The 14,473-nt window shown below is 73.8% G+C and carries 13 protein-coding genes; 9 read left to right on the top strand and 4 right to left on the bottom strand.

The features are described from left to right. Window positions 1-1,518 (top strand): hypothetical protein (locus tag ACZDWJ_RS17995; RefSeq protein WP_463523247.1); only part of this gene is annotated, 1,518 nt, incomplete at its 5' end. A gap of 33 nt (window positions 1,519-1,551) precedes the next feature. Here the strand turns inward: ACZDWJ_RS17995 and ACZDWJ_RS17990 are convergent. After that, a complete protein-coding gene (locus ACZDWJ_RS17990) occupies window positions 1,552-2,592 on the bottom strand; it encodes an alpha/beta hydrolase (protein ID WP_463523245.1) in 1,041 nt (346 codons plus the stop codon). 62 nt (window positions 2,593-2,654) lie between these two features. On the opposite strand from ACZDWJ_RS17990, the gene ACZDWJ_RS17985 reads away from it, so the two are divergent. The 3 genes from ACZDWJ_RS17985 (at window position 2,655) to ACZDWJ_RS17975 (ending at window position 6,558) form a co-directional block, all read left to right on the top strand. After that, window positions 2,655-4,811 (top strand): RNA degradosome polyphosphate kinase, encoded by a 2,157-nt coding sequence (locus tag ACZDWJ_RS17985; RefSeq protein ID WP_463523243.1) that lies wholly within the window; start codon window positions 2,655-2,657, stop codon window positions 4,809-4,811. 124 nt (window positions 4,812-4,935) lie between these two features. Continuing rightward, window positions 4,936-5,553: a DUF47 domain-containing protein gene (locus tag ACZDWJ_RS17980; protein WP_463523241.1), complete on the top strand. Its 618-nt coding sequence runs from the start codon at window positions 4,936-4,938 to the stop codon at window positions 5,551-5,553. A 3-nt stretch (window positions 5,554-5,556) separates the two neighbouring features. Then, window positions 5,557-6,558, top strand: coding sequence for an anion permease (locus tag ACZDWJ_RS17975; protein ID WP_463523239.1), 1,002 nt, complete (start codon window positions 5,557-5,559; stop codon window positions 6,556-6,558). Window positions 6,559-6,589: 31 nt separating this feature from the next. Here ACZDWJ_RS17975 and ACZDWJ_RS17970 read toward each other — a convergent pair whose 3' ends face one another. Further along, window positions 6,590-7,378 carry a sugar phosphate isomerase/epimerase family protein gene (locus tag ACZDWJ_RS17970; protein ID WP_463523237.1) on the bottom strand — a complete coding sequence of 263 codons (789 nt, stop codon included), beginning with the start codon at window positions 7,376-7,378 and terminating at the stop codon, window positions 6,590-6,592. A gap of 1 nt (window position 7,379) precedes the next feature. Then, entirely contained in the window at window positions 7,380-8,315 is a 936-nt protein-coding gene (locus ACZDWJ_RS17965) for a Ppx/GppA family phosphatase (RefSeq protein ID WP_463523235.1), read from the bottom strand. 41 nt (window positions 8,316-8,356) lie between these two features. Here ACZDWJ_RS17965 and ACZDWJ_RS17960 point away from each other — a divergent pair, with 41 nt between their 5' ends. The 3 genes from ACZDWJ_RS17960 (at window position 8,357) to ACZDWJ_RS17950 (ending at window position 10,705) form a co-directional block, all read left to right on the top strand. Next, window positions 8,357-9,124, top strand: coding sequence for a hypothetical protein (locus tag ACZDWJ_RS17960; protein WP_463523233.1), 768 nt, complete (start codon window positions 8,357-8,359; stop codon window positions 9,122-9,124). A gap of 223 nt (window positions 9,125-9,347) precedes the next feature. Further along, window positions 9,348-9,986 (top strand): VOC family protein, encoded by a 639-nt coding sequence (locus ACZDWJ_RS17955; RefSeq protein ID WP_463523231.1) that lies wholly within the window; start codon window positions 9,348-9,350, stop codon window positions 9,984-9,986. A gap of 107 nt (window positions 9,987-10,093) precedes the next feature. Beyond that, window positions 10,094-10,705 (top strand): class I SAM-dependent methyltransferase, encoded by a 612-nt coding sequence (locus ACZDWJ_RS17950; protein WP_463523229.1) that lies wholly within the window; start codon window positions 10,094-10,096, stop codon window positions 10,703-10,705. A gap of 10 nt (window positions 10,706-10,715) precedes the next feature. On the opposite strand, the gene ACZDWJ_RS17945 is transcribed toward ACZDWJ_RS17950, so the two are convergent. Then, window positions 10,716-11,726, bottom strand: coding sequence for a LacI family DNA-binding transcriptional regulator (locus ACZDWJ_RS17945; protein WP_463523227.1), 1,011 nt, complete (start codon window positions 11,724-11,726; stop codon window positions 10,716-10,718). Window positions 11,727-11,889: 163 nt separating this feature from the next. Here ACZDWJ_RS17945 and radA point away from each other — a divergent pair, with 163 nt between their 5' ends. Both radA and disA read left to right on the top strand, forming a co-directional pair. Continuing rightward, entirely contained in the window at window positions 11,890-13,299 is a 1,410-nt protein-coding gene (gene radA, locus ACZDWJ_RS17940) for a DNA repair protein RadA (RefSeq protein ID WP_463523225.1), read from the top strand. Window positions 13,300-13,343: 44 nt separating this feature from the next. Beyond that, a complete protein-coding gene (gene disA, locus ACZDWJ_RS17935; RefSeq protein ID WP_463523223.1) occupies window positions 13,344-14,465 on the top strand; it encodes a DNA integrity scanning diadenylate cyclase DisA in 1,122 nt (373 codons plus the stop codon). Window positions 14,466-14,473: the final 8 nt, after the last annotated feature.

Below are 14,473 nucleotides of genomic sequence, written 5' to 3'. Positions count from 1 at the left end.
GCCCAGGCCGAGGAGCGCGCCCGCGTGCAGGCCGAGGCCGCCGCCGCGGCCGCCACCGCCGAGGCGCAGGCCCACGAGGCCGCCTCCGCCCGCGCCGAGGAGACCCGCCTCGCCGTCGAGGGTCGCATCGCCGCCGAGCAGGCCGCCCAGGACGCCGCCGCCCGGGCCGCCGCCGCCGCGGAGGCCCGCACCCGCGCCGAGGAGGCCCTGCAGCAGGCCGTCGCCGAGCGCGCCGCCCTCGAGGCCGAGACCCGCGCCGTCGCCGAGCGCGCCGCCGCCGCGGCCGCCGAGCGGGAGGCCGCCGAGCAGCGCGCCACCGAGGCGCTGACCCGCCTCGAGGAGGCCGTCGAGGCCCGCACCCGCGCCGAGGCCGAGCTCGCCCGCGAGGTCGAGGCCCGCGTCACCGCGGAGGCCGAGGCCACCCAGCGCGCCATCGACCGGCAGGCCGTCGAGTCGGCCGTGCGCCGCTCCACCGAGCTCGTTGAGCTGGCCAACCAGGAGCGCCTCGTCGCCGAGCAGCGGGCCGCCGAGCTCGCTCAGGAGCTCCTCGACGCCCGCTCGGGCCAGGCCCCCCGCGAGGGCTCGCGGTTCGGCGGACGCCGGACCTCGCGCTCGGAGCCCGAGCCGCCCCGGGAGTCGTCCAGGGAGTCGTTCCGGGAGTCGCGGCCGGCCACCGGCGCGATCCCGGTCGTGGCCCCGGTCGTGGCCCCGGTCGAGGCCCCGGTCGAGGTGGCCCCCGACGTCCCCGCCCCTGACGCGTCGGAGCCGGATCAGCCGGTTCAGCCGGATCAGCCGGATCAGCCGGGCCCGTCCGCCGAGCCGGCCCCGCTCGTCTCCGCGGCGCCCGGCACGCGTCCGAGCGCCGACGCCCCGCCCGTCGAGCCCGTCGAGCCCGTCGTCCCGGCCCAGCCGCAGGTCTCCCCCGAGGAGATCGCCGGCGGGGTCACCGGGGTCACCGGGGTCACCGGCGTCGCCCCCGCCGTAGCCGACACCGGCTCGATCCCCGCCGTCGACGCCGCCCGCCTCGCCCCGCCGTCGGTCACCTCGGTGCTCGCCGACGTCCGGCCGGGCGGCTCGGGCGGCGGCAGCGGCTCCGACGACCTCGCCCCGCCGCGCTCACGTGGCCCGCTGGTGTGGTGGCTGCTCGCGGTGCTCGCGATCGGCGCCGCCGTCGCTCTGGCCGTCACCAGCGAGCCCACGGGCGTCCCGACGCTGGCCGCCGCGGGCGTCGCGGTGCTCCTGGTGCTGATCGCGCTCGTCACCGGACGCCGCACGCGCCGTCGCGCGTCGGTGAGCATCGACGAGGCCGGCGTCGTCGAGATCGTGCAGGGCGAGAGCCGACACCGCTTCGACCTCTACGCCGACACCACCCGCATCGAGGTGCGCGGCGAGCCCGGCTCGTCGTCGTGGGAGGTCTGGTTCCTGCGACGCAGCCTGCCCGCGATCGTGGTCGACCGCACGATGGTCGACCCCCACGCCTTCACCCGCGAGCTGCGCCGCTGGCGGCCGACCCTCTGATCCGACCAGCGTGGGACCGGGCCGACCGGCGGCTCAGGCCAGTCCGGCGCGCAGCGCGTCGGCGACCTGCTCGACGCAGCGCCGCGAGGTGCGTCCGACGCCCACGATGTTGAGGAACCCGTGGATCTGGTCGGGGAAGCGGTGCAGCTCGACGGCGACCCCGGCGTCGGCGAGTCGGCGGGCGTAGGCCTCGCCCTCGTCGCGCAGCGGGTCGAACCCGGCCGTGCAGAGGTAGGCCGGCGCCAGGCCGGCGGGGATCTCGGCGTTGAGCGGGGAGAGCCGCTCGTCCTCCAGCGGCACCTCCGCCGGGATGTAGGTGGAGCCCGCGAGGTCCATGAACTGCCGGGTGAGGAAGAACCCGGCGTCGAAGGCGCGCGCGGAGTCGAACCCGTGGGTGGCGTCGGTGGTCGGGTAGACCAGCAGCTGGAAGGCCAGCGGGAGGCCCTCGCGGGCGGCCACCAGCGCGACGCCGGCCGCGAGGTTGCCGCCCGCGGAGTCGCCGCCGACGGCCAGGCGCGCGGGGTCGGCGTCGAGCTCGGCGGCGTGCTCGACCACCCAGCGGTAGGCCGCCACGCAGTCGTCGTAGGCCGCGGGGAAGACGTGCTCGGGCGCCAGGCGGTAGTCGATGGCCAGCACCCGGACGCCGGCCCGCTCGGCCAGCAGCCGGCAGGGGGCGTCGTGGGAGTCGAGGTCGCCGTAGATGAACCCGCCGCCGTGCAGGAACACCAGCAGCGGCGCGACGGTGCCCGGCGCCAGCGCGCGCGGGCTGTAGAGGCGGGCCGGCAGGCCGGCGGCCTCGAGGTCGCGCACCGCGCCGATCGGCAGGGAGCCGCCGGCGAGGAGGCTCTGGTGCAGCAGCGCGCTGCGTCCCTCGAGGATGGGCAGGGTCTCGACGGCCGGCAGGCCGCTGACCCGCTGCAGCCGCAGCGTCAGCTGGGTCTCGGTGGCGAGGGTCTGGCCCTCGCGGACCACCGGGGCTCCGGCCAGGACGCGCTGGACCCGCTCGGGCAGGGCGAGGGCGGCGGCGAAGACGGTCTGCTCGGCGCGGGCGCGCACGGTGCGGAGGAGGCTCACGCAGCGCAACCTAACCCGGTCGAGGACACCTCGCGTTCACTGTCCGATGGGAGACTCCTCCCATGACCGCCGAGCTCGCCGCCGACGCCGTCCACAATCCCGACGGCCCGCCCCACGAGAGCTTCGACGTCGAGCCGCCCTACGAGCCCGACGACGCCGCCCTCGCCGCCGTGGAGACGTACGACGACCGCTTCCTCGACCGCGAGCTCTCCTGGCTGCGGTTCAACGAGCGGGTGCTCGAGCTGGCCGAGGACGACACCCTCCCGCTGCTCGAGCGGGCCCGCTTCCTGGCGATCTTCGCCAGCAACCTCGACGAGTTCTTCATGGTCCGCGTCGCCGGCCTCAAGCGGCGCATCGCCGCCGGCCTGGCCGTGCGGGCCGCGTCGGGCCTGATGCCGCGCGAGGTGCTCGACCAGATCTGGGCCAACGCCCGCGAGCTCAGCGAGCGGCACGCCCGCGTGCTGCACGACCAGCTGCGTCCGGCCCTCTCCGGCCGGGGCATCGACCTGCTGCGCTGGGAGGACCTCACCCCCGACGAGCAGCGCACCTGCAAGCGGCTCTTCAAGGACCGCGTCTTCCCGGTGCTGACGCCCCTGGCCGTCGACCCCGCTCACCCCTTCCCCTACATCTCGGGCCTCTCGATGAACCTGGCGGTCGTCATCGAGAACCCGAAGACCGGCAAGGAGCACTTCGCCCGGGTGAAGGTGCCGCCGATCTTCGCCCGGTTCGTGCCGGTCGGCAACGACCGCTTCGTCCCGCTCGAGGACGTCATCCGCGAGCACCTCAAGAAGCTCTTCCCGGGCATGACGATCGTGGAGGTCCACACCTTCCGCGTCACCCGCAACGAGGACCTCGAGGTCGAGGAGGACGACGCGGAGAACCTCCTCGCCGCCCTGGAGAAGGAGCTGCTGCGCCGCCGCTTCGGCCCGCCGGTGCGTCTGGAGGTCGAGGAGTCGATCTCCGACTCCGTGCTCGACCTCCTCGTCACCGAGCTCGGCGTCAACGAGGCCGAGGTCTTCCGGCTGCCCGGCCCGCTGGACCTGCGGGGCCTGCACGGCATCGCCGACCTCGACCGCGCCGAGCTGAAGTACCCGGCGTTCGTGCCCACCACCCACGCCCGCCTCGCCGAGGTCGAGTCGGCCAAGCCCGTCGACGTCTTCAAGGCCGCGCGCCGCCACGACGTCCTGCTGCACCACCCCTACGACTCCTTCTCCACCTCGGTGCAGCGCTTCATCGAGCAGGCCGCCGCCGACCGCCACGTCCTGGCGATCAAGCAGACGCTCTACCGCACCTCCGGCGACTCCCCGATCATCGACGCCCTCATCGACGCCGCCGAGGCCGGCAAGCAGGTGCTGGTGATCGTCGAGATCAAGGCCCGCTTCGACGAGGAGGCCAACATCCGCTGGGCCCGCAAGCTCGAGCAGGCCGGCTGCCACGTCGTCTACGGCATCGTCGGCCTGAAGACCCACTGCAAGCTGGCGATGGTGGTGCGCGAGGAGCCCGACGGCATCCGCCGCTACACCCACATCGGCACCGGCAACTACAACCCGAAGACCTCGCGCACCTACGAGGACCTCGGCCTGATCACCACCGACGAGCGCATCGGCGAGGACGTCGCCCACCTGTTCAACAACCTCTCCGGCTGGTCGCGCAACGCCTCCTACGACGAGCTCCTCGTGGCGCCCGACAGCGTCCGCAAGGGCCTGGTCGAGCGCATCCACCGCGAGATCGCCCACCACCGCGGGGGCCGCCCCTCGCGGATCCGGCTCAAGGCCAACAGCGTCGTCGACGAGGCCGTCATCGACGCCCTCTACCTCGCCTCGCAGGAGGGCGTCCCGGTGCAGCTGCTGGTGCGCGGCATCTGCGCGCTGCGCCCCGGCGTCCCCGGCCTCTCGGAGAACATCGAGGTCCGCTCGATCCTCGGCCGCTTCCTCGAGCACAGCCGGATCTTCGACGTCGAGAACGGCGGCGAGCCGGAGGCCTGGATCGGCTCGGCCGACATGATGCACCGCAACCTCGACCGCCGCGTCGAGGTGCTCGTGCGGCTGCCCGGCGCCTCGACCCGCGAGCCGGTGCGCGAGCTGCTCGACCTCGCCTTCGCGCCCGACACCTCCGCCTGGATCCTCGACGCCGACGGCCGCTGGCAGCGCAACGACGGCACCGTCGACCTGCAGACGACCCTCATCGAGGCCCAGCGCAAGCAGCGCAGCGCGAGCTGACCCGGCGCGCCGTCCGGGGAGGGGCCGCGAGGCCTGCTCCCCGGGCGGACGCGACGGTTGCGCCGGAGGGACCTCCTGGCCCTAGCATGGCCGCGATTCACCGCCGCCTCACCAGGAGTTCTCCGTGGGTTTCCGCTTCCGGCCGGTCGACTCGTCGTTCTACGACCTGCTCACCGAGTCCGCCCAGCACCTGGTGCTCGGCGCGTCGCTCCTCGCCGACATGCTCGCCGAGGACTCCGTCGCCGAGGACGTCGCCACACGGATGCGCGACGCCGAGCACGCGGCCGACGAGACCACCCACACGCTGTTCAAGCGCGTCAACAGCACCTTCGTGACGCCCTTCGACCGCGAGGACATCTACGCGCTGGGCTCCGCCCTCGACGACGTCATGGACCTCATGGACGAGGTCGTCGACATGATCCTGCTCTACGAGGTGAAGGTCCTCCCGCCCGCGCTGTCGGGCCAGGTCGAGGTCCTGCAGCGCTGCGCCGAGCTCACCGCCGCGGCCATGCCCGGCCTGCGCAACCCCGGCGGGCTCGAGGAGTACTGGATCGAGATCAACCGCCTGGAGAACGCCGGCGACAAGAACCACCGCCGCATCCTGGCCGACCTCTTCTCCGGCGACTACAAGGCGATGGAGGTGCTCAAGCTCAAGGACATCGTCGAGTCCCTCGAGGGCGCGATCGACGCCTTCGAGACGGTGGCCAACACGGTGGAGCAGATCGCCGTCAAGGAGTCCTGAGGCGTGACCCTCGCCATCGTCATCGCGGTCGTCGTCGTCGCCCTGGCCTTCGACTACACCAACGGCTTCCACGACGCCGCCAACGCGATCGCCACGTCGGTGTCCACGCGGGCCCTGACCCCGCGCGTCGCGCTCGCGATGGCCGCGGTCATGAACTTCATCGGCGCCTTCCTCGGCCAGGAGGTCGCCAACACCGTCGGCAAGGTGATCACCCCGCCGTCGGGCAACCACGGCCTGGTCATCGTCATGGCCGGACTGTTCGGCGCGATCGCCTGGAACCTGCTGACCTGGTACTTCGGGCTGCCGTCGTCCTCCTCCCACGCGCTGATCGGCGGCCTCGTGGGCGCGGCCATCGCGTCGGGCTCCACGGTGAAGTGGGACGTCATCGTCGACAAGGTCGTCATCCCGATGGTGGTCTCGCCGCTGTTCGGCTTCGCGGCGGCCTTCCTCTTCATGCTCGCGATCATGTGGATCTTCCGGAACCGCAACGCCCACCGCACCCAGCGCGGCTTCCGGATCGCCCAGACGGTCTCGGCGGCCGCGATGGCGCTGGGCCACGGCCTGCAGGACGCCCAGAAGACGATGGGCGTCATCTTCCTGGCGCTGCTCACCGGCGGGTACGTCGGCGCGAACGACGACCTCCCGATCTGGGTGATCCTCGCCGCCGCCACCGCCATCTCCGCCGGCACCTGGGCGGGCGGCTGGCGGATCATGCGCACGCTCGGACGGCGCATCATCCACCTCGACCCCGCCCGCGGCTTCGCCTCCGAGACCGTCGCCGCGAGCGTGCTCTACACCACCGCGTTCGTCTTCGAGGCGCCCATCTCGACCACCCACACCATCACCTCGGCCGTCATGGGCGCCGGCGCGACCAAGCGCCTCTCGGCCGTGCGCTGGGGCGTCGCGCGCTCGATCGTCGCGGCCTGGGTGCTCACCTTCCCGGCCGCCGGCCTGGTGGCCGCGGCCGTCTACGGCGTCACGCACGGGCTGCTGCAGCTGCCCTGAGCCTGCGCGGCCCCGCGCCCGGGAGCGGAGGTCAGGGGCGCGGCGCGCCCAGGTGCTCGCGGGCGAACGCGAGCGACTCGCGCAGGTCGGCCAGTCGCTCCGCGCGGTCGGCGCACCGGCGGGTGTTGATCTCCAGCACGACGTCGCCCTCGAACCCGCTGCCGGCGAGGTGCTGCAGGAAGCCGGCGGCGTCCATGATCCCGCGCCCCGGCACCAGGTGCTCGTCCTTGACCGAGCCGGTGCCGTCGGTGAGATGCACGTGCCGCAGCCGCTCGCCGAGCCGCTGGGCCATCTCCACGACGTCGTCGCCGGCGATGGCGGCGTGGGAGAGGTCGATGGTGGCGTTGGCGTACGGCTCGGTGGAGGGGTCCCAGCCGGGCAGGTACATCTCCATGCCGCGCCGCGAGGACGCCCGCCAGGGGTACATGTTCTCCACCGCGAACCGCAGGCCGGTGCTGGCCTCCAGGGCCGCGATGCCCTCGACGAAGCCGCGGGCGTAGTCCTTCTGCCAGCGGAACGGCGGATGCACGACGACGACCTCGGCGCCGAGGTGGTGGGCCATCTCCGCGGAGCGCTCGAGCTTGCCCCAGGGGTCGGTGCCCCAGACCCGCTGGGTGAACAGCAGGCACGGGGCGTGCACGCTGCACACCGGGACGCCGTGGTGCTGGGAGAGCTTCTGCAACGCCATCTGGTCCTGGCTGAGGCGGTCGAGGGCCACCATCACCTCGACGGCGTCGTAGCCCAGCTCCGCGGCGTAGGCGAAGGCGTGGGCGGCCGACTCGGGATAGACCGAGGACGTCGAGAGGCCGATGCGCGTCATCTCAGCCGTGCGCGCCGATCTGGTCGATGCGCTGGAGGATGACGCCCTCGCGCAGCGCCCACGGGCAGATCTCGAGCGCGGGGAGGTCGAAGATGTCCATGCAGGCCTCGGCCACGAGCGCCCCGGGCACGATCTGGTGGGCGCGCGAGGCCGAGACGCCCGGGAGGTCGGCCAGCTCGGCGAGGTTCATCGCGGCCAGCTTCGGGATCCACGACGCCATCGCGTCGCGCTCGAGCACGCGCGGCACCAGGGGGCCCTCCGCCGAGGACGGGGCGCCGCAGATGCGCGCCAGCGAGCGGAAGGTCTTCGACGTCGCCGCCGCACGGTGCGGGGTGCCCGCGCGCAGCAGCTGACCGGCGTCGCGCGCGATCTCGGCGCGGATGCGGCGCCGCAGCTCGCGCAGCTGCTCCTCGCCGGGGTTGTGGTCGGCGAAGTAGGCCCGCGCCAGCCGGGCGGCGCCCAGCGGCATCGACCAGGCGACGTCGGGGGCCTCGTCGGCACCCGCGGCGATCTCCAGCGAGCCGCCGCCGATGTCGAAGACGGCCAGGCGTCCGGCCGACCAGCCGAACCAGCGGCGCACCGAGAGGAACGTCAGCCGGGCCTCGTCCTCGCCGGAGAGCACCGAGATCCGCAGGCCCGTGCGCTCCTCGACGGTGTCGAGCACGGCCTGGCTGTTGACGGCGTCGCGCACCGCGGAGGTGGCGAAGGCCAGCATCTCCTCGCAGCCGCGGTCCTCCGCGACGACGATGGCGTCGGCGGTGAATCGGGCGAGCGCGTCGATGCCCAGCTGCGTGACGCCGCCGGCGTCGTCGAGGTGCTCGGCCAGGCGCAGCGGCTCCTTGTGCGAGAACGCCGGCAGCGGCGCCGCGCCGCCGTGCGCGTCGACGACGAGCAGGTGGCCGGTGTTGGAGCCGATGTCGAGCACGCCCAGCCGCATGGCACCAACCTACTGCGAACGACCTGCGTAGGGTGGCGCCCGTGCCCGAAGTGAGCCTGGACTTCCCGCGTGCCTGGGTCGAGTTCGTCAACCCCGACGACGACAGCGAGGTCCTGCGCTGCGACCTCACCTGGCTGACGTCGTCCTACACCTGCGTGTTCGGCTCCGGCTGCGCCGGCATCTACGCCGACTCCCCCGACGTCGGCTGCTGCACCCTCGGCGCCCACTTCGCCGACAAGGCCGACGAGAGGCGGGTGCGCGGCTTCGTCGAGCAGCTCGGCCCCGACCTGTGGGAGCGCCATCCCGGCCGCGAGGTGCGCACCAAGGACTGGGTGGAGAAGGACGACGAGGGCGCCCGCAAGACCCGCGTCGCCCACCACGACGACGGCCAGCAGGCCTGCGTCTTCCAGAACCGTCCCGGCTTCTCCGGCGGCGCCGGCTGCGCGCTGCACGCCCTCGCCCTCCAGCAGGGCCGCCACCCGCTGGAGACCAAGCCCGACGTCTGCTGGCAGCTGCCGATCCGCCGCACCTTCCGCGAGGTCGAGCGCATGGACGGCACCACCTACACCGAGGTCGGCATCGGCGAGTACGACCGCCGCGGCTGGGGCGCCGGCGGCCACGACCTCGACTGGTACTGCTCGGGCAACACCGAGGCCCACGTCGCCGTCGAGCCGGTCTACCTCACCCACGCCCCCGAGCTGATCGCCCTCATGGGCCAGGGCGCCTACGACGCCCTCGTCGTCCACTGCGAGCACCACCTGCGCTCGCGCTCGCTGCTCGCGATCCACCCCGCCGACCCGCGGCCCTGATCGCTGGGGCGGGGGTCGGGGCGGCCGCCGTTGAAAGCTTTGGCGGCCAACCGCTGAAACGCACGGTTGGCGTTCGAAGGTTCGAACGCCAACCGAAAGGTCTGGCGGTCGGCCGCCAAAGCCTCCACTCACACCAGCCCCACCAGCACCACCCGGACTCTTGACGTCAAGACAACCCGACCCCAGTGTCAAGCCCCTCTCAGACGCCGTTCAGAATCAAGGCATGCGCCTGGACCACCTCTCCTACGCCGCCGGCCCTGACGGCCTCGCCGGAACCGCCGCCCGCATCGGCGGCCTGCTCGGCTGCGAGTTCCTCGACGGCGGCGTGCACCCGCGCTTCGGCACGCGCAACGTCATCCTGCCGCTGGCGGAGGGCACCTACCTGGAGATCGTCGAGGTGCTCGACCACCCGGCCTCCGACAAGGCCCCCTTCGGCCAGGCCGTGCGCGCCCGCTCGGCCCTCGGCGGCGGCTGGCTCGGCTGGGCGGTGGCCGTCGACGACATCACCGTCGCCGAGCAGCGCCTGGGCCGCGACGCCGCGCAGGGCAGCCGGCACCGTCCCGACGGCACCGAGCTGCGCTGGAAGCAGATCGGCATCAACGGCCTCATCGCCGACCCGCAGCTGCCGTTCTTCATCCACTGGGAGGTCCCGGGCGAGCTGCACCCCAGCCACGGCGGCGTGGGCGAGTTCTCGCTGGCCTGCCTGGAGATCGCCGGCGACCCGCAGCGCGTGAGCGAGTGGCTCGGCGAGTCGGTCGAGGCGCCCCTGGAGGACGTCAAGGTCGAGTGGGTCGCCCCGCACGGCACCCCCGGCATCATCGCCGCGCAGATCCAGACCCCGAACGGCCTGGTCCGCCTCTGACCCGCACGCCGCCGGGCGCGGTCGCGAGCCCCAACATCTGGGAGCACCCGGCCACCTACGAGATCGAGAACCACGCGGTCGATCCCGACGGCCTCCTCGAGGCCACCATGCGCGAGATCGCCGACTGGTCCGGACGCACCCTCCTCGACCTCGGCTGCGGCAGCGGGTTCCACCTGCCCCGCTGGGCCGCGCAGCCCGGCGCGGCGGCACGGGTCGTCGGCGTCGAACCGCACCCCGACCTGCTGGCCCTGGCCCGGCGCCGCACCCGCCGTCTGGCCGCGCCCGAGGGCGTCGTCGAGCTGGCGCAGGGCACCGCCCAGCGCATCCCGCTGCCCGACGCGAGCGTCGACGTCGTGCACGCCCGCTGGGCCTACTTCTTCGGCCCCGGCTGCGAGCCCGGGCTCACCGAGCTCGCCCGGGTCGTGCGACGCGGCGGCACGGCGTTCGTCATCGACAACGACGCCTCCCGCTCCACCTTCGGCCGCTGGTTCCGCCGCGGCTACCCGCACCTGCCCGACCCGGCGACGATCGAGCGGTTCTGGGCTCGGCACGGCTGGACGCGGCGCAGCCTCGACGTCGGCTGGCGGTTCGGCTCCCGCGCGGACCTCGAGGCGGTCGTGCGCATCGAGCTTCCCCCGGACGCCGCCGAGCAGGCGCTGGCCGAGCACGAGGGCCTCGAGGTCGACTACGCCGTCAACCTCTGGTGGCGCCGGTTCTGAGGCACCCGGCTCAGGACGAGCCGCGCACCGCGAGCGTCGGCGTCAGCAGCACCTGACGCGGCGGACGCGGCGGGTGGCCCAGCAGCCCCGAGAGCGCCTCGACGACCTCGACGGCCACCTGCTCCAGCGGCTGGCGCACCGAGGTGAGCCCGGGGCGCACCACCTGCGCCACCTGGGAGTCGTCGAAGCCGACGACGGCGACGTCGCGGCCCGGCGTGAGGCCCCGCTCCTCCAGGGTGTGCAGGACGCCCATCGCCAGGGTGTCGGAGGCGCAGACGAACGCCGAGGGGCTGGCCTCGTCGAGCAGGACGGCGCTGGCCGAGCGGCCGCTGTGCACGGTGTCCTCGACGCGCGAGGCCAGGCCGGTGGTCGCCAGGCCGCGGGCCTTCATCGCGCGGTACCAGCCGGCGCGACGGTCCTCGCCGATCCAGGAGTCCTTGCGCCAGCCGATCCACGCGACGCGCTGGTGGCCCTTGTCGAGCAGGTGGTCGGTGGCCAGCTCGCAGCCGGCGGCGCCGTCGACGTCGATCCAGGCGTGGGCGGCGTCGGGCTTGTCCCACGGACGCCCGAAGGCGACGAACGGGGCCCGGCGCCGCTCCAGCCAGGTGGCCTGCGGGTTGCCGAGGTAGGTGTCGGTGACGACGAAGGCGTCGACGGCGGTGGAGCGCAGGAGGTCGTCGTAGCCCGAGAGCGGGTCGCGGGGGTCCCCGGAGAAGAGCAGCACGTGGTAGCCGACCTCGCGGGAGGTCTCCACCAGGGAGTGGACGAAGCGGTCCATCGTCGCGTTCGCCGTGCCCTCCTGGGCCGGGCTGAAGCGCAGGCCGATGAGGTGGGAGGCCCGGGTGCGCAGGTTGCGGGCGGCGCGGTTGGGCAGGTAGCCGAGCTCGGCGATGGCCTGCTGGACGCGCTCGAGGGTGTCGGCGCGCAGCAGCTCGGGGTTGTTGACGGCGTTGGAGACGGTCTGGCGCGAGACCCCGGCCCGCTCGGCGACGTCGGCCAGCGTCGGGGGCGCGGCAGGCACGCGTCCGGGGATCCGGGACGCGCCGGCAGCGGGGCCGGCACTCGCGGGACCGCTCACCTTCCACCTCGCGCTGCGTCGTCGGACCGCTCCGGTTGGAACGATCCAGGGAAGCATAGCGACGCCGCGCCCGACGCTGTCGGCGTCCTGCCCTACGGTGAGGCCCGTGAGTCCCGCGCGCCCCCGCAAGAGCTTCGTCTGCAGCGGCTGTGGCGCGGAGTTCGGCACCTGGTACGGCCGCTGCCCCAAGTGCACGGAGTTCGGGACGCTGGCCGAGCGCTCGGTGCCCGGCAAGGCCGCCGTCGGCCTCAAGACCTCCGGCGCGGGCAGCGCACCGGAGCGGCCGGCCCGCCGCATCAGCGAGATCACCGAGGCCGAGGTCGGCGCCCGCGTCAGCACCGGCCTGGCGGAGTTCGACCGCGTGCTCGGAGGCGGCCTGGTCACCGGCCAGGTGCTGCTGCTCTCCGGCGAGCCCGGGGCGGGCAAGTCCACGCTCCTGCTCACCACCGCCGACGCCGTCGCCCGCGCCACCGGCCGGCCGGTGCTCTACGTCTCCGGCGAGGAGTCGGTGCACCAGATCGCCACCCGTGCCCGGCGCATCGGCGCCACCAGCGAGCAGGTCTTCCTCGCCGACGGCAACGACCTCGCCCAGGCCATCGGGCACCTCGACGCCCTCGGGCCCGACGTCGCGCTGATGATCGTCGACTCCGTGCAGACCATCGCCTCGGGTGAGGTCGAGGGCCGCGCGGGCGGCGTCGCGCAGGTCATGGAGGTCGCCTCCACCCTCACCCGCCTGGCCAAGAGCCGCGGCATCCCGGTGTGCCTGGTCGGGCAGGTCACCAAGGAGTCCACCGTCGCCGGCCCCCGCGCGCTCGAGCACGTCGTCGACACCACCCTCGCCCTCGACGGCGACCGCCAGACCCCGCTGCGCCTGCTGCGCGCGGTCAAGAACCGCTTCGGCCCGGCCGACGAGGTGGCCTGCTTCGAGCAGACCGACGCCGGCATGGTCGAGGTGCCCGACCCCTCCAGCCTGTTCCGGGGCGTGCGCGAGGAGCCGGTGGCCGGCACCTGCATCACCGTCACCGTCGAGGGACGCCGTCCGCTGCTCGCCGAGATCCAGTCGCTGGTCTCCCCCAGCGCCACCCCGAACCCCCGCCGCGGCGTCAGCGGCCTCGACACCTCCCGCGTCGCGATGCTCATCGCCGTCACCGAGCGCATCGCCGGGCTGCGCCTGGCCGACAAGGACGTCTACGCCGCCACCGTGGGCGGCATGCGCTCCTCCGATCCCGCCAGCGACCTCGCCATCTGCCTGGCGATCGCGTCCGCGGCCACCGGCAAGCCGCTGCCCCTCGACGTCGCCGCCATCGGCGAGGTCTCGCTCTCCGGCGACATCCGCCGCGTCACGATGGCCGGCCAGCGCGTCGCCGAGGCCGCCCGGCTGGGCCACGGCCGCATCCTCGTGCCGGCCGGCACCCTCGACGCCGTGCCCAAGCGCGGCATCAAGGCGCACGTCGTCGAGGTCGCCACGATCCACCAGGCCCTCACCGCGCTCGACGCCTCGCCCCGCCCCCGGTAAAGGTGACGCGCCGCTCGCCGCCCACCGACTAGGCTGCGGCGTGGATGGCGCGTGCCCGCGCCCTGGCAGGGAAGGACACCGTGGCCGCCACCGATCGCCCCGACGAGGAGCTCCGTCTGAGGGCCACCCTCGCCTCGATCGCGCCGGGCACCAGCCTGCGCGACGGCCTCGAGCGCATCCTGCGCGGCCGCACCGGCGCGTTGATCGTCGTCGGCCACGACAAGACGGTCGAGTCGATCTCCACCGGCGGCTTCCACCTTGACGTCCCGTTCACCGCCACCGGCCTGCGCGAGCTGGCGAAGATGGACGGCGCGATCATCGTCGACAAGGACCTCACCCGGATCATCCGCGCGGCCGTGCATCTGATGCCCGACCACACGATCCCCTCCGAGGAGACCGGCACCCGGCACCGCACCGCCGACCGCGTCGCCAAGCAGACCGGCTTCCCGGTGATCTCGGTGTCGCAGTCGATGCAGATCATCGCCGCCTACGTCGGCGAGACCCGTCACGTGCTCGAGGACTCCGGGCAGATCCTCTCCCGCGCCAACCAGGCCCTCGCGACCCTCGAGCGCTACAAGCAGCGCCTCGACGAGGTCTCCAGCACCCTCTCGGCGCTGGAGATCGAGGACCTCGTCACCGTCCGCGACGTCGCGGTGGTGGCCCAGCGCCTGGAGATGGTCATCCGGATCGCCCGCGAGATCGAGGACTACGTGCTCGAGCTCGGCACCGACGGCCGTCTGCTCTCCCTGCAGCTCGAGGAGCTCGTCTCGGGCGTCGACGCCGAGCGCGAGCTCGTCATCCGCGACTACCTGCCCACCGGACGCCGCACCAAGGGCGCCGATCAGCTCATCGCGACCCTCGGCGAGCTCTCCCCCACCGAGCTGGTCGACCCCGGCTCCATGGCGCGGGTGCTCGGCCTGGGCGACGGCGTCCACCTCGACGGCGCGGTCGCCCCGCGCGGCTACCGCCTGCTGGCGAAGGTGCCGCGCCTGCCCAGCACCGTCGTCGACCGGCTGGTCGAGCACTTCGGCACCCTGCAGAAGCTGCTCTCCGCCGGCATCGACGACCTCCAGGCCGTCGACGGCGTGGGCGAGCTGCGGGCCCGCAGCGTCCGCGAGGGCCTCTCCCGGCTCGCGGAGTCGAGCATCCTCGAGCGCTACGTCTGAGCGCTCCC

Source organism: Nocardioides sp. B129/18, assembly GCF_055282735.1.
The sequence above is the reverse complement of the archived record's forward strand: the minus strand, read 5'-3'. Positions and strand labels throughout refer to the sequence as shown.

Bases quoted from the DNA above. Each gene is read 5' to 3' on its own strand.
- ACZDWJ_RS17985 (WP_463523243.1), top strand. From the start codon at position 2,655: ATGACCGCCGAGCTCGCCGCCGACGCCGTCCACAATCCCGACGGCCCG.
- ACZDWJ_RS17970 (WP_463523237.1), bottom strand. From the start codon at position 7,378: ATGACGCGCATCGGCCTCTCGACGTCCTCGGTCTATCCCGAGTCGGCC.
- ACZDWJ_RS17965 (WP_463523235.1), bottom strand. From the start codon at position 8,315: ATGCGGCTGGGCGTGCTCGACATCGGCTCCAACACCGGCCACCTGCTC.
- ACZDWJ_RS17955 (WP_463523231.1), top strand. From the start codon at position 9,348: ATGCGCCTGGACCACCTCTCCTACGCCGCCGGCCCTGACGGCCTCGCC.
- ACZDWJ_RS17950 (WP_463523229.1), top strand. From the start codon at position 10,094: ATGCGCGAGATCGCCGACTGGTCCGGACGCACCCTCCTCGACCTCGGC.
- disA (WP_463523223.1), top strand. From the start codon at position 13,344: ATGGCGCGTGCCCGCGCCCTGGCAGGGAAGGACACCGTGGCCGCCACC.